The organism is Sphingomonas turrisvirgatae (assembly GCF_001721295.1).
In the GTDB taxonomy this organism is placed as follows: Bacteria; Pseudomonadota; Alphaproteobacteria; order Sphingomonadales; family Sphingomonadaceae; genus Sphingomonas; species Sphingomonas turrisvirgatae.
In genome coordinates this window covers 42,097-64,102 of sequence record NZ_MDDS01000004.1, presented here as the reverse complement: position 1 = coordinate 64,102, position 22,006 = coordinate 42,097, and the positions used below count along the sequence as shown (strand labels likewise).

Here is a 22,006-nt window from a genome sequence, read left to right as displayed (position 1 = left end):
CCTAGAAGGAGGTAAACAGGGCTTCGCGCGCGATGCGCAGCGCGGTGACCGCGTCCTGACGATCCTGCGCATCCTGCATCGCGGCGAAGTCGAGCTTGTCGAGCGCCCGCTCGATGCCCTTGAGGAAGCTGATCGCGCCGTTCGCGACGGCGATGCTGTCTTCGCGGAACGGGAACTGGTCGAGCTGCCACACGCCTTCCCACTTGTTCTTGCGGAGCGTGTAGAAGAATTCGAACAACTCGATCGGGTGAACCGATCCGGCCATCAGATCGTCGTCCCAGCCGCGGAAATTGTCGTTCACGTCCATGCCGAACAACCGACCATGGTCGATCGCGAGCTGCGCCGAGTCCGCCGGACTTTCGCCACCGTACAACGCGTGGCCGAAGTCGAGCAGGATGCCCACGTTCGGCAGGCCCATCCGCTCGATGCCAAGCAGCGTGCGCGACACGCTGTCGTAGCTCATGTGGCAGCGTGGCTCGCGCGGCTTGTACTCGATCACGAACTTGAGGTCGGGGTTCTGGCTGGCGAGTTCGCCGATGCCCTCGACGCTCATCTGCCACAGCTTCCGGTGATCGACCTGGAAGGGATAGTCCCAGCCGTCCTGTCCCGGCCAGAGCTTCACGTAATCGGCGCCGAAATGACGGACGACATTGGCCGCGTCGTTGCACATCTCGTTGGCGAGTTTCCGGATGCCGGCATCGGGATTGGTGAACGCGCCCTTGGCGAACTGCCGCGTGTAGATTTCCGGCGTGATGCCGATGACCGACAGGTTGTTGCGCTTAAGCGCTTCGTCCACCGTGCTCAGCGACAGGCTGGGGTCGACGAACGGGTAGTTGATGTCCACAACCGACAAGTCGTCGACCTGACCGGCCAGGTCGATCATCTCGACAAGCGAGCGGCTGGGGCCGTAGCCGTCTGTCGCATAACGATCGACGAAGGTGGCGAAATGCCAGATGCCGGCGCCGTATTTCTGCTTGCTCACGTGTCGATCCTCTTCTTGATTGTCAGGCGATATGCACCTGGACGCCGACCGCCTCGATCGCGGAACGGTCTTCGTCACGGATGCCATCGTCGGTGATGAGCAAATGGACGAGCTCGATTCCGCCCAGCGCCGAGAAGGAGCGAGCGCCGATCTTGCTCGAATCCGCGACCAGCACGACCTGCGCCGCCGCGTCGATCATCGCGCGTTTGACCGGAATGTCGGACAGCGCCGGATAGGTGAGACCCGCATCGAGATCGATCGCGGCGGTGGCCAGGAACAGCTTCTGCACGAACAGGCCGCGGAAATAGTCGGCCGACCGTTCGCCCGAAAGCGACAGCGTAGGCGCTTTGAAATGCCCGCCGGTCATGTGGACGTCGAAGCCGGGTTCCGCGCCGAGCATCAACGCAATGTTGAGCGCGTTGGTAATGACGGTCATGTCGCGGCGGCCGATCAGCGCCTGCGCAACTTCAGTCGTCGTCGAGCCGGAATCGAGGATGATCGTCTCGCCATCGTTGGCGAGCGCGGCGGCGGCGCGGCCGATGCGCTGCTTGGCGGGCATGTTGCCCTGGTGCTGCAGCGCAATCGCGCGCACCTGCTGGGTCATCGACTTCAGGAACGCGCCGCCATGTTCGCGGACGATGTGACCGTCGGCCTCGAGTTTCTCGAGATCCTGACGCAGCGTGACCTCGGAGACATCGAACGCCTCAGCCAGAACACGCACGCGTGCGCTGCCTTCTTCCTCAAGCCAGGCAAGGATGCCCGCCCGACGCGCTTCGCCAAGCGCGCGATTGCGTGACCCGCCAGCATCGCTGCGTCGCGCCTGTCCCGCCACTGCCGAAACGCCCTTGCTCATCACTGCTCCACGCCGGTCTGCCGCCGCTTGTACCATCAAGCGTTGCGGAAACTTTCGAAGCCTGTCAATACGAAAGCAATCGAAAGCAATTCACTTGCAAGCGATTCGCTGCGGCGCTATCTCACGGCCTAGAGAGGTAATACATGTCATCAATTGCAGCTGTCCAGCCGCCGAATGCGAACGCCAGCCGTGCCGAGCGCGCGAGGCATGTTCGCGAGCGCGCCTTCTGGATGCGGCGACGGTTGCTCAAGATGATCGTCGATGCAGGTCAGGGCCATCCCGGTGGCGACCTCTCGTCCGCCGACATCCTCGCCGCCCTCTATTTCGACATTCTTCGCATCGATGGGTCCTCACCTACCGCCCCGGACCGCGATCGTTTCGTGATGAGCAAAGGTCATTGTACCGGCGCGCTCTATACGGCGCTGGCCGGGGCGGGGTTTTTTGCTGAGGACGAACTCGACACTTATCTGAAGCCCGGATCGCGGCTGAACGGCCATCCCAACCGCACCTATCTGCCAGGCGTCGAGACCAATACCGGGCCGCTTGGCCATGGGCTGCCGGTCGCAGTCGGCATCGCCGTCGCCGGGCAGATCGACCAGGCCGGCTATCGCGTGTTCGCGCTGACCGGTGACGGCGAGTTGCAGGAAGGCAGCATGTGGGAGGCGGCGATGTTCGCCGGCCACCGCAAGCTGGGGAACCTGACCGTCATCGTCGATCGCAACCGGCTGCAGCAGGGCGCGAAGACCGAGGACACGAACAGCCTGGAGCCGCTCGCGGACAAGTGGCGCGCGTTCGGCTGGGAGGTCGTTGGCGTTGATGGCCACGATCATGACGCGCTGCTCGCCACGCTCGATGCCGCCGTGCAACCGCGCGAGAAGCCGTTGGTGATCATCGCCGATACGCACAAGGGTCAGGGCGTCAGCTTCATGCAGGATCAGGCCGGCTGGCACCATGGCGTGCCGAACGCAGACCAATATGCCCAGGCGATCCAGGAGCTTGAGGCCGCATTCGACGTGGAGGCACGATAATGGCATCGCCAAGCGCACCTGCGGGCATGTTCGATTGCCGCGACGCGTATGTCGCCACAGTGGAAGAACTGGCGGCGAACGACGACCGCATCGTCGCGGTGGTGAACGACTCCGTCGGCTCGTCCAAGCTGGGCAAGTTTCGCGATCGTTTCCCCGATCGGCTGATCAATGTCGGCATTGCCGAGCAGAACATGGTCGGCATCGGCGCCGGCCTTGCCAACGGCGGCAAGATCCCGTTCGTGAGCGGCGCGGGCTGTTTTCTAACGGCGCGGGCGATGGAGCAGATCAAGGCTGACTGCGCCTATAGCCAACAGAATGTGAAGCTGTGCGGCATCTCGTCTGGCGTCGCCTATGGCGAACTGGGCGCGACGCATCACAGCATCGAGGACGTGGCGTGGATGCGCGCGATCGACAAGCTGACGCTGATCGTGCCGTCCGATCCATGGGAGACTGGCGAGGCGATCAAGGCCGCCGCCGCGCATGACGGCCCCGTTTATATCAAGATCAGCCGCATGCCAGTGCCCGCGCTCCCCAGGCCGGAGGGCGCCACGTTCAGGATCGGCAAGGGCGAGACGCTGCGCGATGGGCGCGACATCGCGATCATCGCCAACGGCACGCTGGTCCACCGCGCACTGGCTGCGGCCGACGCGCTAGCCAGCGAAGGCATCGCGGCGCGCGTGATCAACCTGTCGAGCGTCACCCCACTCGATACCGAGCTGCTCGCCGCTGCGGCCGTCACCGGCGCGATCGTGACTGCCGAAGAGGGCCTGGCACATGGCGGATTGGGCGGCGCGGTCGCGGAATATTGTGCGCAGCATAGCCCGACGCGGATGCGCATGATTGGCTTCCCCGGCTTCCTGCCAACCGGATCGGCAGACTGGCTGATGGAGAAGTTCGGGCTGACCGCGGACGGCATCGCCCGTGCTGCGCGCGAGCTGCTGGACGCGAAGGCATAATGTCCGGCCCGGTCATCCTGGCGATCGACCAGGGGACGACGAACACCAAGGCCTTGCTGGTCGCGCCGGACGGGACGGTGCTGGCCAGCCGCTCGCGCGCAATGCAAGTCAGCTATCCGCAGCCGAGCTGGGCCGAGCAACCGGCGTCGGACATCTGGGAAGCGGTCGCGGCGCTGATCGGCGAACTTCACGCTGCCGAGCCGGCGGTCGAGGTCGCAGCGCTCGCCATCTCCAACCAGCGCGAGACGATCGTGCTGTGGGAAGCCGCGACTGGCCGCCCGATCGCGCCCGCGGTGATCTGGCAGTGCGCGCGTTCGGCCGAGCGCTGCGCCGCACTGAAGGCTGCCGGTCATGGCGAGACGATCGCGGCGCGCAGCGGCCTCCACATCGACCCGCTATTCCCCGCCGCCAAGCTTGCCTGGCTGCTTGACGCCATCCCCGGTGCACGCGACCGGGCGGCAAAGGGCGAGATCAAGGCCGGCACGATCGACAGCTGGCTGCTGTGGAACCTGACCGGCGGCGCGGTCCACGCGACCGACCATAGCAATGCCTCTCGCACCCAGCTGTTCAATCTCGACACGCTGGACTGGGACCCTGAGCTGGCGCGCATCTTCGACGTGCCGCTCAACATCCTGCCGCATATCGCGCCGTCGGACAGCGGCTTCGGGGAAGTCGCCGCCGGGATTACCGCGCTACCCGCCGGCACGCCCGTGCAGGTGCTGCTGGGCGATAGCCACGCGGCCTTGTTCGCGCACGGCATCCATGCGCCGGGCCGGGTCAAGGCAACGATCGGCACGGGCAGTTCGCTGATGGCGGCCACCGCAAGCCGCGTGCGATCCGCGCATGGGCTATCCAGCACGATCGCGTGGAGCCGCGTCGATGGTGGGGTGCAACATGCGCTGGAAGGCAATATCTCGGTCTCGGGTCATGCCGCGGCGTTCGCCACCAAGTTGCTGGGCCTGGCCGACGAAGGCGAGTTGACACAACTGGCGCAGACCGTTCTCGATAGCGGAGGTGTGACGTTCGTTCCTGCTCTTGCCGGCCTCGGCGCACCGCATTGGGAAACGCGCGCGCGGGGCACGATCAGCGGCATGACGTTGGGCACGACGCCGGCGCATGTCGCTCGCGCCACGCTGGAAGCCATCGCGCTCCAGATCGGCGACGTGCTCAACGCGATCGAGGCCGATCTCGGCATCCATCTCACCGAATTGTCGATCGACGGCGGCGCAGCCCGCAACCCGCTGCTGGTACAGCTGCTCGCCGACCTCACCGGCCATGTCATTGCGCGCCCGGCAATTGCGGAGGCAAGCGCGCTGGGCGTAGCGCGCATGGCGGCGGCGGCACTGGGCCTTTCCGGGCAGCCGGCGGGCGAACCCCCCGCGCGCGTTGCGCCAGCCATGGCGCAGGCGATCGGCGATGCGGTCCGCCGCAACTGGCGGATCACGGTCGGGCAGGTTGTCGCCCACGCACGCGAAACACAATGATGACGAGGCGCAAGAGCGTCCGCACAGCCACTTCTTGGGAGAGCCAGAGATGACCGCTGCCACTGCCGCCAGTTCGAGCGAGCGCGAGGACTGGAAGAACACCATCCTTGCGGGCCTGGCCAATTACATCGACGCAGGGTCGATCGTCGCGGGCGCCGCGGCGCTGGCACTGTGGGTCAAGGCATACGGCCTGTCGACCGACTTCGTCGGCATGATCGGCGCGTTCGGGCCGAATGCGATCGCGGCAGGCGTCGGCGCGCTGATCGGCGGGCGGCTGTGCGACCTGTTCGGGCGTAAGAAGATCTACCAGTATGATATGCTGTTCTATGCGTTCGGCATGTTCTGGCTGGTCTTCGCGGTCAACGCGTGGATGATCGTCATCGGCTTCTTCCTGGTCGGCCTGGCGGTCGGCGCGGACATCCCGGCAAGCTGGTCACTGATCGCCGAGATGGCTCCGGACGACAAACGCGGCAAACACAGCGGCGTCGCGCAGGTGCTGTGGTATCTGGGGCCGGTCGTCGTGCTGGTGCTGTTCCTGATCCTCGAGCCGCTTGGGCTCCTGGGCGCGCGGATCGTGTTCGCGCACCTTGCCGTGCTTGCCATCGCGCTCACCTTTCTGCGCTCGAAGATGAGCGAGTCGAAGCGCTGGGAAGAGGCGCAGGCCAATGCCGAGATCGCGCAGCGCTGGCGCTGGCAGGACCTGTTCACCCGTCAGCATATCGGGTCGATGGCGTTCCTTGCTGGCATGTACCTGTTCTGGAACCTGTGGGCCGGTACCAACGGCTTCTTCTTCCCCTACATCCTCAGCACCGTCGGCAACCAGAGCCACGCCATGTCGGTCGCGATCCAGGCGTTCAGCTTCCTGCTTGGCATGGGATCGATCTTCTTCATCTTCATGAAGCTGTCGGACAAGGTGAACCAGCGGCTGCTGTTCGGCCTGTCGGCGATCACGCAGATCGTCGGCATGGCGTTGCTGGCGATCTTTCCGCTGACGCTGCCCGTCGCGATTATCCATGTCGTCCTGATGGCGATCGGCCAGGGGTTCGGCGCGCAATGCTTCTTCCAGCTGTGGAGCAGCGAGATGTTCCCGACGGCGCTGCGCGCCACGGCGCAGGGGGTGATGTTCGCGGTGGTGCGCATCGCGCTCGGCGTCTTCAGCTTCTTCGTTCCGTGGCTGACCGCGACCAGCTTCACGACGCTGGCCTGGATCCTGGTCGGCTTCCTCACGATCAGCGGCATCATCGGCTTCGTCTGGGCGCCGCGCAACGAAGGCAAGTCGCTCGAGCAGCTCGACGCCGAACGGGCCGCGGCATGAACGTCTCGCGTCGCACCATCCTGAAGACGGGTCTCGTCGCAGGCGCCGCCGCGGCAACGCCCGGGATGGCACAAGGTGTCGTGCAGACCGAACGCTGGGGCGTGCACGAGCTGGTGTTCGAGGGTCCGCGCCACGGCAATCCCGTCGTCGATGTCGAACTGGCTGCGGTGTTCAAGGGCGCCGGGCGGACGATCCGCGTTCCCGGCTTCTACGACGGCGACGGCACCTACCGCATCCGCTTCAGCCCGCCGGAAATCGGTGACTGGAACTGGGAAACCGAAAGCAGCGCCAGCGAACTCGCGCGCCAGCGCGGCAGCTTTGCGTGCGTCGCCCCCTCGCCCGGCAATCATGGTCCGGTGCGGGTCAGCGCGGACGGCTATCATTTCACTTATGCCGACGGGACGCCGTTCCGGCAGATCGGCACGACCTGCTATGCCTGGGCGCTGCAATCGGACGCGAAATGCGCGCAGACTCTGGCGACGCTCAAGACCGCGCCGTTCAACAAGATGCGGATGCTGGTGACGCCGAACGTTGCGGCGGTCGCCACCGACCCCTTTGCCCGGACCGGCAGGGGGCCTCGCGACTGGGACCCGGCGCGCTTCGATCCCGCCTATTTCCGGCGGTACGAGGACCGCCTGATCAAGCTCGGCCAACTTGGCATCGAGGCGGACGTCATCCTGTTCCACCCCTATGACGAGAAGCGCGGTTACAACGACATGAAGCGCGCCGATGATGAGCGCTATGTCCGCTACTGCGCTGCACGCTGGGGCGCTTACCGCCACGTCTGGTGGTCGATGGCGAACGAATACGACATCGTGAAGACCAAGACGGTCGCGGACTGGGATCATCTGTTCCAGGTGCTAGTCGGCGCCGACCCGCACGATCGCCTGCGATCGATCCACAACCTCAACATCTACTACGACCACCGCAAGCCGTGGATCACTCATGCCAGCGTCCAGAACGGCGCAGCGGTGCTGGACGACAATCGCGCCGCGATCCATCGCGAGTTCACGTTGAAGCCGGTCATCTTCGACGAGGTTGTATACGAGGGCAACTCGACCCAGCGCTGGGGCAACCTGACCGGCGAGCAGATGGTCGAGCGGTTCTGGTGGGGGCTGATCGGCGGCACCTATGTCGGGCATAGCGAGACGTACGATCCCGCGCAGAATGCCGACACCTCGTGGCTCGGCCAGGGCGGCACGCTCAAGGGCACGAGCGCGCCGCGCCTCGCTTTTCTGAAAAAGATCATGGAGGAAGGACCGGTCCCGGGGATCGACCCCATCCAGCATCTGTGGGACTATCATCTCGGCGGCCAGCCGAACGCCTATTACCTCAAATATTTCGGTGCCGCAGCGCCGACCGAGTGGCGCGTGCGGCTGCACAGTCGCAAGGACGCGCCCAAGCACCGCTTCCGCGCCGACATCGTCGACACCTGGAACATGACCGTCACCCCCGTTCCGGGCGAGTTCGCGATGCAGCAGATCGGCGACTATGACATGGGCGATCCGGCGCGGCCGATGATCGCGCTGCCGGGCAAGCCGTGGATCGCGGTGCGGATGGTGAAGATTTGAGTTTCCGGGACCCCGAAGGGGTGGCTTGACCTTGCCGGCCGTGGCGCGCCTGCGCGCCGCGGCCGGCCCTTTATTCGCCGTCCGCCCAGTGCCGCAGCAGGCTGTGAGCGATGGCGTAAGGCGGCGGCGCCCCGAAGCGGGCGGCCGGGTCGCCGGCGAGCGCGGCGCGCGCTTCTTCCCGAGTGATCCAGAAGCCGTCCTCAAGCTCGTTGGTGTCGAGCGTCAGTGCATCATCCTCGGCCTGCGCGACGCAGGCGATCATCAGCGACGACGGGAACGGCCAGGGCTGGCTGGCAATATAGCGAACGTTGCCCACGCGGACGCCGGCTTCCTCCAGCACTTCACGCGCGACCGCTTCCTCGATCGACTCGCCGACCTCGACAAAGCCGGCGAGCGCGGAATAGCGGCCCGCCGGCCAGCTGGCCTGGCGCGCGACCAGGGCGCGGCCGTCATGCTCGGCGAGCATGATGACCACGGGATCGGTGCGCGGGAAGTGCTCCGCGGCGCAGCCGGCACAGCGCCGCGCCCAGCCGGCCCGGTGAATCGCGGTCGCGCTGCCGCAATTGGCGCAGAAGCCATGGCGCTGGTGCCAATCGACAAGGCTGCGCGCGGCGGCATAGAGGCCAGCCTGGCCGGGCGGCATCAGGCCGAGCATGTGGAACAAGGCGGGCGAGCGCACCGGTGCATGCGCCTCACGCTGCCGCAGCGGCACGAAATGCGACCTGCCGGCGATGTAGCCGAGCAGCAGCGGCTGCGCGTCGTCGGGCAGATCGGCCAGGCTGGTCCAGACGAGCTGGCCGTCGCCATCGAGCTGCGGGTCGAGGCCGTCGAGCTTCAGCAGCCGTGCGCGACAGTCGCCGAGCGCGCGCGTGAGCGCCTGGGGATCGTCCCGCTCGTGATCGGCGCGGTCGAGCACGGCGCCGGTAAACCCGACCGCAACGCTCATCGGCGCGCCGGACCGTAGATCGCCCTCACCGCGTCGGCACGCAGCGGCCATTTATCCGACGGCATGTAGTTGACCATCACGGTCGCGCGCACCTTATTCTCCGGGTCGACCCAGGCGGCAGTGCCGGCTGCCCCGCCCCAACCATAGGTGCCCTTGCCCGGTCCACCCGGCACACTGGCGAGATAGACCGATCCGCCCGCGCCATAACCCATCGGCACGCGTGCGAGATCTCCGCCGCTGCCGCCGGGCGCCATGGTGAAGGTCACGCCGGCAGGCAGCAGGTCGGACATGGCAAGCCGAACCGTCTCGGCCTTCATCACCCGCTTGCCGTCCAGCGTCCCTTCATTGACCAGCATGTGGAGGAACCGGTCATAGTCGCGCGCCGACATGACAAGACCGGCACCGCCATAGGGGAAGGACGGCGGGGCGGTGAAGGCCGAAGCGTCCGGACGGTCGAACGGCGTCAGCTTGTCGCCGGTCCAGAAGAAGTTGGTGGCAAAGCGCTTCGTCTCGCCCGCAGGCACGGTCCAGTAGGTCGATGTCATGCCGAGCGGCCCGAACATGCGCGTCTGCAGGAACTGTTCGAACGGCATGCCGGCGGCAGCCTCGACCACCGCAGCCAGCACGTCCATGCTGATCGAATAGCTCCATACGGTGCCGGGATCGGCGATCAGCGGTGCGGTAGCGACACGATCAGCGAACTCCTTGAGCGAGGCCGGGCGAACCTTGCGCAACTCAGGCTCCATTGCCGGGGCGAGCGCGGCGGGGATGAGGCCAAGGCGGTTATATTCGGCCAGCAGCGGCCCCTTGGTCACGATCGTATAGCCCAGCCCCGCCGTATGGGTGAGCAGGTGACGCACCGTGATGGGACGCGCGGCGGGGCGCGAGGCGAGGCTGTTCGCCGGATCGGTCAGCACCTTGCTGGTCTTGAAGCCGGAGAAGAAGTCGCCGATCGGCTGGTCGAGCCCGAGCTTGCCGTCCTCGACCAGCATCATCGCCGCGATGCCCGTGATCGGCTTGGTCATCGAATAGACGCGCCAGAGTGAATCGATGTCGGTCACAGCCGCGCCGGGTTCGAGCGAAAGCCCGCCTGCTGCGACCACGGTGGGCGCGACGTCGCCCTTCGCATAGGCGACCACAATGCCGGGCGCCTTGCCCTCTGCGACATAGCGCTGTGCGAGTTGCGCGGGCGATTCCATCCGTGCTGCCGGTGCCGTCTGGGTCGCCGGCCCGACCGCCTGCCCCACCGCCATCGGCGCGCTGACGCTCGCCACCGCTGCCGCACCCGCCAGCCACATCTTCCTCATCGCATCCTCCGTATCTGGTCTGCCGCCTTGGCGAACACCGTCGGCAACCCTGCCGAGTCGAGATCGTCGATCGGCCACCATTCGCCTTGTATCACCGGAACTTGCCCGTCCAGCGTGACGCTCGCAAGCGCGCTGACGAGTTCGAAATGGGTAAAGCCGTGGCTGACGGTGGCGTTGTGCAACGTCCAGCCGGCAGCGAACGGCGCACCGTCGAGCGCGGGGGCCACGTCGGTCCATGGCCCGGTTGGCAGCGCGCGCATGCCGCCGAGCAGGCCGCTGGCCGGGCGGCGGACGAGCAACACGCGGCCATGATGCTCGGCCCAGAACATCGTGCCATGACGAATCGGGCGCGCCTTCTTCGCCACCTTTACCGGATAGGCCTCGGGCAAGCCCTGCGCACGCGCGTCGCAATGATCGGCAAGGGGGCAGAGCAGGCATTTGGGTGAGCGCGGGGTGCAGATCGTCGCGCCGAGATCCATCATCGCCTGCGCGAAATCGCCGGCACGGGTCACTGGCGTGACCGAGTCGGTCAGCACACGGATACGCGGCTTCGCGCCGGGCAGCGGGTCGGACAGTGCGAACAAACGCGCGATCACCCGCTCGACATTACCGTCCACGACCACCGCGCGCTCGCCGAACGCGATCGCCGAAACCGCCGCGGCAGTATAGGCACCGAAGCCGGGCAGCTTACGCAACTCCGCCTCGCTCGCCGGCAGCTTGCCGCCATGTTCGTCCGCGACGGCACGTGCGGCGGCGAGCAGGTTTCGCGCACGGGCATAATAGCCGAGCCCGGCCCAGGCAGTCATCAGTTCGGCATCGTCGGCGGCGGCCAGGCTGGCGAAATCGGGCCAGCGCGCCAGAAACTTCTCGAAATACGGGATCACCGTCGCGACCTGGGTCTGTTGAAGCATCACTTCGGACAGCCAGACGCGATAAGGGTCGGGCGGCGGTGTTCCCGGCGGCGCCCGCCAGGGCAACACGCGCGCATTGGCGTCGTACCATGCGAGCAAAGGGGCGGCGATGTCGCGAGAGGCGTTGTCGGGCACGCCCCGGCTATGGCATGGACGAAGCGGATGCGTAAGCCGACCGCCTCGAAGGATGAACCCAAGCGCAGCAACCGGATTCGTCCGGTGGCCGAACTGGTGCCCGATGTCGGCCGAGTCGCGTTCCGCAAGTTCGGCTTTGTCCAGAGTGCGGTCATCAGCCGCTGGAGCGAGATCGTCGGCGAACGCTATGCCGGCGTGTCGGCGCCCGAATCGATCCGCTTCCCCCACGGACAGCGCGCGAACGGCGTGCTGACGCTGGTGGTGCAGGGCGCGCACGCGCCGATGATGCAGCATATCGCGCCCGAGATCATGGAGCGGGTGAACCGCTTCTTCGGCTATCCCGCCGTCGCTCGCCTGACGATCCGGCAGGGTGAGGTGGCGCGTGCCCCCCGCCCTGCCCCGCTGCCAGAGCCCGCGCCGGTGCCGCCCGAAATGGGCGAGAGCCTGCGCGCGATCGCCGACCCCGAATTGCGCGCGGTGCTGGAAGGGCTTGCCGCCGGAGTCGCCATGCCCGTCCTCAAACTTGGAAAGATCGATTGATGCGCCGTTTCGCGCTGTTGCTTGCCGCCAATACCGGTGCGCTGATCGCCGCCCCCGTTGCGGCGCAGGTCCCCAAGGCGACGCCAGTCAAGCCGGCGCCTGCGCCGGTGCGGGATTGGCGGACCAACGTCGTCATGCTGCCCGACGGCGCCTATGCCATCGGTCACTCGGCAGCGAAGGTGAAGCTGGTCGAATATCTTTCCTATACCTGCCCGCACTGCGCGCACTTCGTGGCCGAGTCGAAAGCGCCGCTGCACGACGACCTGGTCCGCCGCGGCATGGTGCGGGTCGAGTTCCGCCACGCGGTGCGCGATCCGCTCGACATGGCGGCGGCGATGCTGGCCCGCTGCAGCGGGCCGCGCGGCTTTACCGGCGCGAGCGAAGCGATCTTCGCGCAGCAGGCCGCCTGGTATCAACGCGGCGCACAATGGTGGCAGGCGAACGGCGCGACGCTGCAGAAGCAATCGCAGCTGGCGCAGTTGAAGGCCGTGGCGAATGCGTCCGGCCTGACCCAGCTGATGCGCGGCCGCGGGATGACGGCGGCAACGATCGACCAATGTTTTGCGACGCCGGCCGGTATGAAGCGGCTGGAGACGATGACGAAGGCGTCCTGGGCGGTCATTCAGGGCACGCCGAGCTTCACGGTCAACGGCACCGCCGTGAACGGGAGCGACTGGGCCAGCCTTGAACCGCAATTGCGCGCCGCGGGCGCGCGCTGAGTTTCGATTGGAGAGCGACCGAATGCGTATCGTGTATGGATTGACCGCGGCGACCCTGTTGGCGGCATGCGGCGGCGGTGGCAGCGATAACATCGCTGCGCCCACCGGTTCGCCGGCGGCCCCCGTGGCGGGCGCAGCGGCGCCGGCCGGATCGGCCTGGGTCGACAAGGTCGAGCAGACGGCCGAAGGCGGGTTCCGCATGGGCAACCCGGACGCGCCGATCAAGCTGATCGAATATGGGTCGCGCACCTGTGGCCATTGCGCGGCCTTTGCCACGACGGCGATGGAAGGCCTGAAAGGCTATGTCGCGAGCGGCAAGGTGAGCTTCGAGTTCCGCGACTTCTTGCTCAACCCGATCGACCTTGGCGCGGCGCTGCTGGGCCAATGCGCCGGTCCCGGCGCGTTCTTTGCGATCATGGACCAGATGTATGCGCAGCAGGCGGAAATCCTGAAGAACGCGCCGCAGGACGAAGCCTTTGCCAAGCAGATCGAGGCGATGCCGCCGCAGCAGCGCGTCGTCGCGCTGGCCGAGCGGTTCGGCTATCTCTCCTTCGTTCAGGAGCGCGGCGTGCCCGAGGCACAGGCGCGCGCATGCCTGACCGATCAGGCCAAGGTGCAGGCGCTGGTGAAGTCGAACGAGGACGCCGCCAAGCAGTACAGCATTCCCGGCACGCCGACCTTTATCCTGAACGGCAAGGTGCTGGAGAATACCGGCACCTGGCCGCAGGTCGAGGCGGCGCTCAAGCAAGCCGGAGCCTGAACGCTGGCGCGGGGCCGCTGAGATGCAGATCAAGCGGCTCCGCCTGTCGGGGTTCAAGAGTTTCGTCGACCCTGCCGAACTGCGCATCGAACCCGGGCTGACGGGAATCGTCGGCCCGAACGGGTGCGGCAAGTCCAACCTGCTCGAAGCGCTGCGCTGGACGATGGGCGAGAACAGCGCCAAGTCGATGCGCGGCGCGGGCATGGAAGACGTGATCTTCGCCGGCACCGCGACGCGGCCGCAGCGCGACTTTGCCGAAGTGTCGATCCTGGCCGAACAGGCGGGCGACGAGGAACTTGAGGTCGTCCGCCGGATCGAGCGCGGCGCGGGTTCGGCGTATCGCATCAACGGGCGCGACGTGCGTGCCAAGGACGTGGCGCTGCTGTTCGCCGACAGCGCGACCGGCGCCCACTCCCCCGCGCTGGTCAGCCAGGGGCGGATCGGCGCGATCATCATGGCGAAGCCCGGCGAGCGCCGCGCGATGCTGGAGGAAGCTGCCGGGATCAGCGGCCTGCACGTCCGGCGCAAGGACGCCGAGCAGAAGCTGCGCGCGACCGAAGCGAACCTGACGCGGCTGGACGAGCTGATTTCCGACCAGGAGGCGCGCGCCGCGGCGCTGAAGCGCCAGGCGCGGCAGGCCGAGCGCTATCGCGAGCTGTCCGACCGTATCCGTACTGCCGAAGGGCGCATGATCTTTGCGCGCTGGCGCGACGCGGCGGCGGCAGCGGACCAGGCAAAGAAGGAGGCGGCGGGTGCCGAAGCGGCGGTGCGTGCGGCCAGCGAGGCGCAGGAGGCGGCGCTGGCGGCGCAGCAGGCCGCGGCGGGCACCCTGGCCGGACTGCGCGCGGAGTCGCTGACGTTGCGCGACCGGGCGAGCGAGGCGCTGCATCGGTTGGCGGCGCTGCGCAGTGAGCGCGGCGCGGTGGAGCGGCGGCTGGCCGAGCTGACCGACAGTGCGGCGCGGTTGGAGGCGGACAAGGGGCGCGAGGGCGCGCTGGCGCATGACGCGGCGCAGGCGCTGGCGCGGCTGGGCGAGGAAGCGGCGGCGCTGAAGGCGCGGATCGAGGCGGCCGAGCGCGAGCTGCCCGGGCTGGCGGCGGCGCTGGCGGACGCCGAGCAGGCGGCGCGGGACGCGGAGGTGGCGTTGGCGCAGGCGCTGTCGGCACAGGCGAGCGAGGCGGCGGAAATCCGCGTGGCGGAGGCGGCGCTAAGCGCGGCACGTGCGCGAGTCGAGCGGGCCGAGCGTGAAGCGGCGCGAGTGGGTGCGGAGCTTCGCGCACTTGGCGATGTAGAGCCCTTGAAGGTCGAACGCCAACGTGCCGCCGAAGCCAGAGCGCAGGCTGAGCGGCAGGCCGAAACCGGGCGGATGGGGCTGGCTCGAGCCGATGCGGTCGAACGCGCGGGGCACGAGGCGCGGACGCGGGCGCAGACGGCGCGAGCGCAGGCACATGCCGAGCTGGCGCAACTCGATAGCGAAGCGGCGGCGCTGGCCAAGGGAACGCGGCCGAACGGCAAGGACCGCCTGCTCGATCGAGTGAAGGTCGCGCCGGGCTATGAGCGCGCGCTGGCGGCGGCGCTGGGCGACGATCTCGAGGCGGGGCTGGACGAGCGTGCCGAGCGATTCTGGGCCGGCGCGGACGGGCAGCCGGGCGATCCGGACGTACCGCACGGCACGACGCCGCTGGCGTTGCAGGTCGACGCGCCCCCTGCCCTCGCTCGGCGGCTGGCGCAGGTACTGGTGGTGTCCGCGGACGAGGGGCAGCCGCTTGCCGTGGGGCAGCGGCTGGTGACGCTGGCCGGGGTGCTGCGGCGATGGGATGGCTATGTCGCCAGGTCAGGCGGCGCGGCAGCGGCGGCGCGGCTGGAGCAGATCAACCGGTTGGGTGCGATCGAAAAGGCCCGGCCGGCGGCGATGCGAGCGGTGGACTCAGCGGACACCGAACTGGCGCGGATCGACGGCGACATTGCCGAGGCGCGGCAGCAGGCGGCCGATTGCAAGCGCGTGCTCGACCATGCCGAGGCTGCCGGGCGCGAGGCGGCGCGGGCCGAAGATCGAGCGGCGGCGGCGATCGAACGGCTGGACGCACAGCGCGCCGATATCGAGGCGCGGCGCGCGCGGGCGGCGGCGGAGCAGGATGAAGCGGCGAGCGAGCTGGCGCGGACGGAGGCTGCGAGGGCCAGCCTGCCCGACGGAAGCGCAACTCGTGCGCGCGTGGCGGCGCTGTCGAGCGAGGCGGAACAACGCCGCACCGTCGTTGCGGCGGCGCGGACGGAGCGCGGCGGGCTGGAGCGGGAGATCGCCGCCGCGCGCGAACGGCTGGCAGCGGCGCAGGCGGAAAGCCGCAGCTGGACCTCGCGCGCGGGCGAGGCGGCGCGGCGCATCGCGGACATGGACAAGCGCGCCGTCGAGCTGGTCGAGGCGCGCGAGGCGCTGGCGGCCAAGCCGGCCGAGCTGGACGCGGCAGTGGCGCAGGCCGAAGCGGCGAACGAGCGGCTGCGCGGCGAGAGTTCGGCGGCGCAGCTGGCCGAACAGCAGGCCGAGGCGGCACTGCGCGGCACCGAGGGTGATGTGCGGGCGGCAGGCGACGCGCTGGGCGCGGCACGCGAGACTCGCGCGGGCGCGGTCGCGCGGCTAGAGAATCAGGAAATGCGCCGGGTCGAGATGGGGCGGCTGTCGGGCGAGCGGTTCGAATGCCCGCCGCCGCTGCTGCCCGAACGCGCCGGGTTCGACGCCGATACGGTGGGTAATCCGCAGGACGAATCCGCCACGCACGACCGGCTGATCGCCGAGCGCGAACGGATCGGGCCGGTGAACCTCGTCGCCGAGACCGAGCTGACCGAATTGACCGCCAGCGCGGCGGAGAGCGCCAGGGAACGCGACGAGCTTTCCCAGGCGGTGCATCGGCTGCGCGGCAGCATCGGCACGCTCAATCGCGAGGGGCGGCAGCGGCTGCTCGCTGCGTTCGAGGCGGTGGACCGCCATTTTCGGCGACTGTTCACGACGCTCTTCAACGGGGGCCAGGCGCATCTCGAACTGGTCGACAGCGACGATCCGCTGGAGGCCGGCCTGGAGATCATGGCGCAGCCGCCAGGCAAGAAGCTGCAGTCGCTGACCCTGTTGTCGGGCGGGGAGCAGGCGCTGACGGCAGTGGCGCTGATCTTTGCGCTGTTCCTGACCAACCCCGCGCCGATCTGCGTGCTGGACGAAGTGGACGCGCCGCTGGACGACGCGAATATCGAACGCTTCTGCGACCTGCTCGACGCGATGACGCAAGAGACGGCGACGCGCTACCTGATCGTGACGCACAACGCCGCGACGATGAGCCGCATGCACCGGCTGTTCGGCGTGACCATGGTGGAACGCGGGGTCAGCCGGTTGGTGAGCGTCGATCTTGGCGGAGCGGAGACGTTGCTGGCGGCGGAGTGAGCGAGACCCACCGCCGCGTCATCCCGGTCCTGTGCCGGAATGACGGAGCAAGAGGACGGCCTGCGTCTCACTCCCACCAGTATTTCGCGCGCTTCGCCGTCCCGGTCTCCACCTCGTTCATCGTCTTGGCATCATACAACCGCCCGCCCAGCATCACGCGGCTGATCTTGTCGCTGTTGCGGATGTCGGCGGTGGGGTCGGCGTCGAGGACGACGAGGTCGGCGAGCTTGCCCGCTTCGATCGAGCCGACATCCTTGGCAAAGCCGAGCGACTTTGCCGAATCGATCGTGCCGGCGCGCAGCGCCTCGATCGGGGTCATGCCGCCACGCACGAAGCTCCACAATTCCCAGTGCGAACCGATGCCCGCCTGCTGCCCATGCGCGCCGATCGCCACAAGCTTCCCCGTCCGGGCGATCTTGAGCGCCTCGCGCGCATTGTCGTCATCGACAAAGTTGCTCTCGGGCGCCTTCACGACACGCGAATTATCGGCGCGCAATTGCGCCGGGGGCGTGTGGACCATCAGCGGGTTTTCCCAGACGTTCGTCGCCTGCCGCCAATAGGGGTCGCCAGCCATGCCGCCATAGCTGACGACCAGCGTGGGCGTGTAATTGGTGTCCGACTGGCCGAACATCTGCACCACATCCTTGTAGAAGATGTCCGCGGGGATGTTGTGTTCCAGCGTCGAATTGCCGTCGGCGATGATGTTCATGTCCATGCCGAACAGCGATCCGCCCTCGGCCACCACCTGCATCCCTTCCGCGCGGGCGGCGGCGACCACCATCTGGCGCTGCTCGCGGCGCGGCTGGTTGTAGTTCTTGACGCTGTGTGCGCCCTGCGCCTTCAGCCGGCGGACGTGCGCGAGCGCATCTTCATAGCTGTTGATCTCGGCATAGACGTTGGCGTTGCGCGCGCCATAGACGATCTCCCCAGTCGAGAAGATGCGCGGGCCCAGCAGCTTGCCGGCGCGCTGACGCTCCTGCGCAGCGAATACGGTTCGTGCCGAGGATGACGGATCGTGAATCGTCGTCGTGCCGAGCGCGAGGTTCTGGATCAGCGACCAGTTCTGCTGCGGCACCAGTTCGTCCGCGCCATACGGCCCATGGGCATGGGCATCGACCAGCCCCGGGATGATCGTCTTGCCGGTGACGTCGATCGTCTTCGTGCCGGCGGGCAGCTGGATCGCCGCGGTCGGCGCGACCTGAACGATGCGATCGCCATCGATCAGGATCGTCGTATTGTCGATGATGCCGCCATCCTGACCCGCCATGGTGACGACGCGCGCGCCGGTCAACGCATAGCGGCCGGTGGCGCGCGCCGCCTGTACCGGCATCGAGAGCGACGTCGTCCGCGTGGCGATCGTCGGCTTCGCGCCGCCGGGGACATTGGTGAAAAAGGCCGCACGGTCAGCGGTGAACAGCGTGGGTCCGGTGCTCCAGTGGAGACGCGATCCGTCGCCCGACCAGTGAATGTAATCGGCGCCATCGGTGCTGACCTTCACCACCGGCAGCGCGTCGGTTTTGGGCCCCACGGCCACTTCCTGCCCGCCGGGCATCAGCGGCATGGCATAGGCCTGATAGTTCTGGCGGAATGCGACGCTGCGCCCGTCAGGCGCGACGATGAAGTCGTTGGCAAGCTCGCCGCTGGCATGGGTGCGCTTGCCGCCGCCCGAAAGGTCGGTGCTGACGAGCGTGTTCTTGCCGTCGCCCTCCTCCATCATGAACACACGGTCGTTCGACGCGCCGAACTGCGGCCGCTCCAACCCCTTGGCGACCAGCTGCGGCGTACCACCCGTTGCGGCGACTCGATAAATGCCGGGATTGTCGGACCAGCCCGGCGCCGTGAGGCCGGTCTGCCCGCCCTTTTCGAATACGATGGTCTTGCCATCGGGCGAGAAACTGGGCCGCGCATAATTGCCTGGCTGGCTCGTCACGTCGCGAGCCGCGCCGCCGCTGGCGGACACCGTGCGGATACGGCCGAGCTTTGCGTCATTCCACTCGACGAAGACGATCGACTTACCATCCCGCGACCAACTGGGGAACAGTTCGAGGCCGGCATCCTCGGCCAGGTTGGTGAGCCGGCGCGGCGCGCCACCGGCGACCGGGCGGATCCACAGCTTGCCCAGCGTTTCGAACACCACGCGGCCACCATCGGGCGAGACCGCGGCAAATTTCGGCATCCTGGTGCTGAAGCTGGCCGGCGCGACCTCGATCTGCGGGTGCGGCGCGGCAGCGACCGTGCGGCTGTCGGCAACGCGGAACGGGATCACCGTGGCATTGCCGCCATCAGCATCGATGCGGCGCAGCTTGCCATGTGCCCAGAATATGATCGACCGGTCGTCGGGCGTCCACGCCATGTTGGGATAGACGCCGGTGACCGCCCAGGTTTCCTGCACGTCCTGATCGAGCGCGTCATAGATCTTGCGCTCTTCGCCGCTCGTCAGGTCCTTGACGTAGAGCTTCGAACGCGTGGCTTCGCGCCGGACAAAGGCGATCTTCTTGCCATCACGCGACGGCGTCGGACGCACCGAGCCGCCGAGGCCGGAAACGGCGGTCGTGACCTCGCCGCTTTCCAGGTCATAGCGTTCGATGTTGAACAGGTTCGTGTTCGAATCCTGCGCATATTCGAATATGTTGCCGGGCGTGATGTTGCGCGTGAAGAACACCGACTTGCCGTCCGGCGCATAGACCGGCTCGCCCAGCTCCTTTTGCAGCCGCTCGTTGGCGCGCTTGACCAGCTTGACCCCGCTGCCGCCCGAGACGTGGTAGAGCCACATCTCGCCGGTGCCGAGCGAGCGCTGCGTGGTGAAGTGCTTCTTGGCGACGATATACTGGCCGTCGGGCGACCAGCTCGGCTGGTTGAGGAGGCGGAAATCCTCCTTCGTCAGCTGGCGCTTGTCACTGCCATCGACGTTCATGATCCAGATATTGTCGCCGCCACCACGATCGGAGGTGAAGGCGATGCGGCGGCCATCGGGCGAGAAGCGCGGGTGGACTTCCCATGCCAGCCCCTCCGCGATCCGCGTCGGCGTGCCGCCGGTGATCGGCATCGTATAGATGTCACCCAGCAGCGTGAAGGCGATGGTCCGGCCGTCGGGCGAGACGTCGACATCCATCCAGGTGCCTTCGTCGGTGTCGATCGCAGCCTGTTTCAGCACCGCGCCTTGCGGCGCGTTGACGTCCCATTTCGGCTTGTCGGCGGGCCTGTCCTGAGCCTGCGCCGATCCCATGACGAAAAGCGCGGCGAGAACGCCGGCGACCGAGTGACGCATGCTGGAAGCCTCCTGAACCCTGTTATGCGCCAAGTCGTAACGGCCGAAACGGGTGGCGTTAAGAGCTTATCTGCGCAGCAGGAAGACGGCGTGTTCGGCGCGGAAGTTGGCGGCCGCCGCGCTGGTCGACCGGTCGCCCGACAGGAACCAGGCGCGCTCGACCGTGATGCCCCGTTCCCCGACGAACGCCCGGAAATCGTCGATCGTGACATGGTGGATGTTGGGCGTCGCATACCAGGGCACCGGCAGCAGCCGCGTGACGGGCATGCGTCCGCCCCACAGCAGCGAAAGCCGCACGCGCCAATGTGCGAAATTCGGGAAGGAGACGACGGCCCGCTCGCCGATCCGTAGCAGATGATCGAGCACGACATGCGGTCGCATCGTCGTCTGCAGCGTCTGGCTGAGGATCGCATAGTCGAAGCTGGCGTCGGGATAATCGGCCAGGTCGGTGTCGGCGTCGCCCTGGATCACCGACAGGCCGCGCCCGACGGCCGAGGCGACATTGGCCGGATCGAGTTCGAGCCCCCGGGCGTCGCAGCCGCGTTCGTCCCGCAGCGCGGCCATCAATGCGCCGTCGCCGCAGCCGACATCGAGCACGCGGCTGCCCGGCGCGACATTTGCCGCGATGATCGCAAGGTCCGGGCGCAGCGCGATCATCGCCCGGCTCTCAAAAAGCCATCGACGACGCGATTCAACTCCGGCGCCTCGAGCAGAAAGGCGTCATGGCCATAGGGCGAAGACAGTTCGACGAAGCTGACCGGCGCACCGGCAGCGTTGAGGGCGTGGACGACCGCACGCGATTCGCGCGTCGGATACAGCCAGTCGGTGTCGAAGCTGACGAGGCAGAAACGCGATCTGGTCTCGCGGAATGCGTTGGCAAGGACGCCGCCATGTTCTTCGGCAAGGTCGAAATAGTCCATTGCCCGGGTGATGTAGAGATAGGCGTTGGCATCGAACCGATCGACGAAGCTAAGCCCCTGATGGCGCAGATAGGATTCGACCTGGAAGTCGGCGTCGAAACCGAACGATTTGGCCTCTCGCGCCTGCAAGCGTCGCCCGAACTTCTCGGTCAGCCCCGCTTCGGACAGGTAAGTGATATGGGCCGCCATACGCGCCACGGCCAAGCCCGCAGCCGGCGGTTCCGATCCGTAATAAGCTCCGCCGTTCCAGCGCGGATCGGCCATCACCGCCTGTCGCCCAACTTCGTGAAACGCGATATTCTGCGCCGAATGCCGCGCGGTCGAGGCGATGACGACCGTCCCCTCAACTCGATCGGGGAAGGTCGCAGGCCAACTGAGCGCCTGCATCCCCCCCATCGATCCGCCGACCACTGCCTTGAGCCGACCGACCCCCAGGTGATCGAGCAGCATCGCCTGCGCGCGCACCATGTCGCGAATGGTAATGACGGGGAAGCTCATCCCCCATGGCGCGCCGCTCGCGGGATTGATCGTTGCCGGGCCGGAAGACCCCATGCAGCTGCCCAGCACATTGGCGCAGATGATGAAGTGCCGCGCGGGATCGATCGGCTTGCCCGCCCCTACCATGCGCGTCCACCAACCAGGCTTTCCCGTCACCGGGTGCGGCGAGGCGACGTGATGGTCGCCAGTCAGCGCGTGGCAGATCAGGATCGCATTGCCGCCGTCTGCCGCCAGCTCGCCATAGGTTTCATAGGCGATTTCGACCGGCGACAGCAGCACGCCGCCGTCGAGGCGCAGCGGCCCCGGCAGCGTCACGTGGCGGGCGAGGCCGTAGCGTGCGTCATCCGACATGGCGGGCGTGTTACGAGCCATGCGAGTTGTCCGCA

General features: G+C 67.4%; 17 protein-coding genes. 9 read left to right on the top strand and 8 right to left on the bottom strand.

The genetic code is table 11. The features are described from left to right. Nucleotide 1 precedes the first annotated feature (1 nt). Together BFL28_RS01050 and BFL28_RS01045 are read right to left on the bottom strand one after the other, a co-directional pair. Nucleotides 2-982, bottom strand: coding sequence for a sugar phosphate isomerase/epimerase family protein (locus BFL28_RS01050; RefSeq protein ID WP_069318789.1), 981 nt, complete (start codon nucleotides 980-982; stop codon nucleotides 2-4). A gap of 22 nt (nucleotides 983-1,004) precedes the next feature. After that, the gene (locus BFL28_RS01045; protein ID WP_079246852.1) at nucleotides 1,005-1,835 is read right to left on the bottom strand and encodes a DeoR/GlpR family DNA-binding transcription regulator; all 831 of its coding nucleotides are present in this window, start codon (nucleotides 1,833-1,835) and stop codon (nucleotides 1,005-1,007) included. Between the two features lie 143 nt (nucleotides 1,836-1,978). On the opposite strand from BFL28_RS01045, the gene BFL28_RS01040 reads away from it, so the two are divergent. From BFL28_RS01040 to BFL28_RS01020, 5 genes are read left to right on the top strand one after another with little or no spacing between them, the layout of a single operon-like run. After that, nucleotides 1,979-2,863 (top strand): transketolase, encoded by an 885-nt coding sequence (locus BFL28_RS01040; RefSeq protein WP_079246851.1) that lies wholly within the window; start codon nucleotides 1,979-1,981, stop codon nucleotides 2,861-2,863. Next, nucleotides 2,863-3,819, top strand: coding sequence for a transketolase family protein (locus BFL28_RS01035; RefSeq protein ID WP_069318788.1), 957 nt, complete (start codon nucleotides 2,863-2,865; stop codon nucleotides 3,817-3,819). Before BFL28_RS01040 ends, BFL28_RS01035 begins: the two co-directional genes overlap by 1 nt. Next, complete coding sequence (locus tag BFL28_RS01030; RefSeq protein WP_069318787.1) at nucleotides 3,819-5,303, top strand: FGGY family carbohydrate kinase; 1,485 nt, start codon at nucleotides 3,819-3,821, stop codon at nucleotides 5,301-5,303. Before BFL28_RS01035 ends, BFL28_RS01030 begins: the two co-directional genes overlap by 1 nt. A gap of 49 nt (nucleotides 5,304-5,352) precedes the next feature. Beyond that, on the top strand, nucleotides 5,353-6,618 hold the full coding sequence (locus BFL28_RS01025) for an MFS transporter (protein ID WP_069318786.1): 1,266 nt from the start codon (nucleotides 5,353-5,355) through the stop codon (nucleotides 6,616-6,618). Next, nucleotides 6,615-8,189: a DUF5060 domain-containing protein gene (locus BFL28_RS01020; RefSeq protein ID WP_069318785.1), complete on the top strand. Its 1,575-nt coding sequence runs from the start codon at nucleotides 6,615-6,617 to the stop codon at nucleotides 8,187-8,189. Before BFL28_RS01025 ends, BFL28_RS01020 begins: the two co-directional genes overlap by 4 nt. A 70-nt stretch (nucleotides 8,190-8,259) precedes the next feature. On the opposite strand, the gene nudC is transcribed toward BFL28_RS01020, so the two are convergent. The 3 genes from nudC to mutY are packed head-to-tail and all read right to left on the bottom strand — an operon-like array spanning nucleotide 8,260 to nucleotide 11,488. Beyond that, nucleotides 8,260-9,135 (bottom strand): NAD(+) diphosphatase, encoded by an 876-nt coding sequence (gene nudC, locus BFL28_RS01015; protein WP_069318864.1) that lies wholly within the window; start codon nucleotides 9,133-9,135, stop codon nucleotides 8,260-8,262. Further along, a complete protein-coding gene (locus tag BFL28_RS01010) occupies nucleotides 9,132-10,442 on the bottom strand; it encodes a serine hydrolase domain-containing protein (RefSeq protein ID WP_069318784.1) in 1,311 nt (436 codons plus the stop codon). The genes nudC and BFL28_RS01010 overlap by 4 nt, the downstream gene beginning before the upstream one ends. Then, nucleotides 10,439-11,488: an A/G-specific adenine glycosylase gene (gene mutY / locus BFL28_RS01005; RefSeq protein ID WP_069318783.1), complete on the bottom strand. Its 1,050-nt coding sequence runs from the start codon at nucleotides 11,486-11,488 to the stop codon at nucleotides 10,439-10,441. The genes BFL28_RS01010 and mutY overlap by 4 nt, the downstream gene beginning before the upstream one ends. Nucleotides 11,489-11,515: 27 nt before the next feature. Here mutY and BFL28_RS01000 point away from each other — a divergent pair, with 27 nt between their 5' ends. From BFL28_RS01000 to BFL28_RS00985, 4 genes are read left to right on the top strand one after another with little or no spacing between them, the layout of a single operon-like run. Beyond that, nucleotides 11,516-12,028, top strand: a complete 513-nt coding sequence (locus tag BFL28_RS01000) for a DUF721 domain-containing protein (protein WP_173655650.1) — start codon at nucleotides 11,516-11,518, stop codon at nucleotides 12,026-12,028. After that, entirely contained in the window at nucleotides 12,028-12,747 is a 720-nt protein-coding gene (locus BFL28_RS00995; protein ID WP_069318781.1) for a DsbA family protein, read from the top strand. Before BFL28_RS01000 ends, BFL28_RS00995 begins: the two co-directional genes overlap by 1 nt. Before the next feature lie 22 nt (nucleotides 12,748-12,769). Then, nucleotides 12,770-13,507, top strand: coding sequence for a thioredoxin domain-containing protein (locus tag BFL28_RS00990; protein WP_069318780.1), 738 nt, complete (start codon nucleotides 12,770-12,772; stop codon nucleotides 13,505-13,507). 22 nt (nucleotides 13,508-13,529) lie between these two features. After that, nucleotides 13,530-16,934: a chromosome segregation SMC family protein gene (locus tag BFL28_RS00985; protein ID WP_069318779.1), complete on the top strand. Its 3,405-nt coding sequence runs from the start codon at nucleotides 13,530-13,532 to the stop codon at nucleotides 16,932-16,934. A 67-nt stretch (nucleotides 16,935-17,001) separates the two neighbouring features. Here BFL28_RS00985 and BFL28_RS00980 read toward each other — a convergent pair whose 3' ends face one another. The 3 genes from BFL28_RS00980 to metX all read right to left on the bottom strand — a co-directional run bounded on the left by BFL28_RS00980 (nucleotide 17,002) and on the right by metX (nucleotide 21,971). Beyond that, nucleotides 17,002-20,202 carry an amidohydrolase family protein gene (locus tag BFL28_RS00980; RefSeq protein WP_069318778.1) on the bottom strand — a complete coding sequence of 1,067 codons (3,201 nt, stop codon included), beginning with the start codon at nucleotides 20,200-20,202 and terminating at the stop codon, nucleotides 17,002-17,004. 66 nt (nucleotides 20,203-20,268) lie between these two features. Next, nucleotides 20,269-20,856 carry a methionine biosynthesis protein MetW gene (gene metW, locus BFL28_RS00975; RefSeq protein WP_069318863.1) on the bottom strand — a complete coding sequence of 196 codons (588 nt, stop codon included), beginning with the start codon at nucleotides 20,854-20,856 and terminating at the stop codon, nucleotides 20,269-20,271. Next, on the bottom strand, nucleotides 20,856-21,971 hold the full coding sequence (gene metX, locus BFL28_RS00970; RefSeq protein ID WP_069318777.1) for a homoserine O-acetyltransferase MetX: 1,116 nt from the start codon (nucleotides 21,969-21,971) through the stop codon (nucleotides 20,856-20,858). The genes metW and metX overlap by 1 nt, the downstream gene beginning before the upstream one ends. Between the last annotated feature and the right edge of the window lie 35 nt (nucleotides 21,972-22,006).

Coding starts and splice junctions, on each gene's coding strand:
- BFL28_RS01035 (WP_069318788.1), top strand. CDS start 2,863: ATGGCATCGCCAAGCGCACCTGCGGGCATGTTCGATTGCCGCGACGCG.
- BFL28_RS01010 (WP_069318784.1), bottom strand. CDS start 10,442: ATGAGGAAGATGTGGCTGGCGGGTGCGGCAGCGGTGGCGAGCGTCAGC.
- BFL28_RS01030 (WP_069318787.1), top strand. CDS start 3,819: ATGTCCGGCCCGGTCATCCTGGCGATCGACCAGGGGACGACGAACACC.
- BFL28_RS01020 (WP_069318785.1), top strand. CDS start 6,615: ATGAACGTCTCGCGTCGCACCATCCTGAAGACGGGTCTCGTCGCAGGC.
- BFL28_RS00980 (WP_069318778.1), bottom strand. CDS start 20,202: ATGCGTCACTCGGTCGCCGGCGTTCTCGCCGCGCTTTTCGTCATGGGA.
- BFL28_RS01025 (WP_069318786.1), top strand. CDS start 5,353: ATGACCGCTGCCACTGCCGCCAGTTCGAGCGAGCGCGAGGACTGGAAG.
- BFL28_RS00985 (WP_069318779.1), top strand. CDS start 13,530: ATGCAGATCAAGCGGCTCCGCCTGTCGGGGTTCAAGAGTTTCGTCGAC.
- BFL28_RS01000 (WP_173655650.1), top strand. CDS start 11,516: ATGCGTAAGCCGACCGCCTCGAAGGATGAACCCAAGCGCAGCAACCGG.
- metX (WP_069318777.1), bottom strand. CDS start 21,971: ATGTCGGATGACGCACGCTACGGCCTCGCCCGCCACGTGACGCTGCCG.
- nudC (WP_069318864.1), bottom strand. CDS start 9,135: ATGAGCGTTGCGGTCGGGTTTACCGGCGCCGTGCTCGACCGCGCCGAT.
- BFL28_RS00995 (WP_069318781.1), top strand. CDS start 12,028: ATGCGCCGTTTCGCGCTGTTGCTTGCCGCCAATACCGGTGCGCTGATC.
- BFL28_RS01040 (WP_079246851.1), top strand. CDS start 1,979: ATGTCATCAATTGCAGCTGTCCAGCCGCCGAATGCGAACGCCAGCCGT.
- BFL28_RS01045 (WP_079246852.1), bottom strand. CDS start 1,835: ATGAGCAAGGGCGTTTCGGCAGTGGCGGGACAGGCGCGACGCAGCGAT.
- BFL28_RS00990 (WP_069318780.1), top strand. CDS start 12,770: ATGCGTATCGTGTATGGATTGACCGCGGCGACCCTGTTGGCGGCATGC.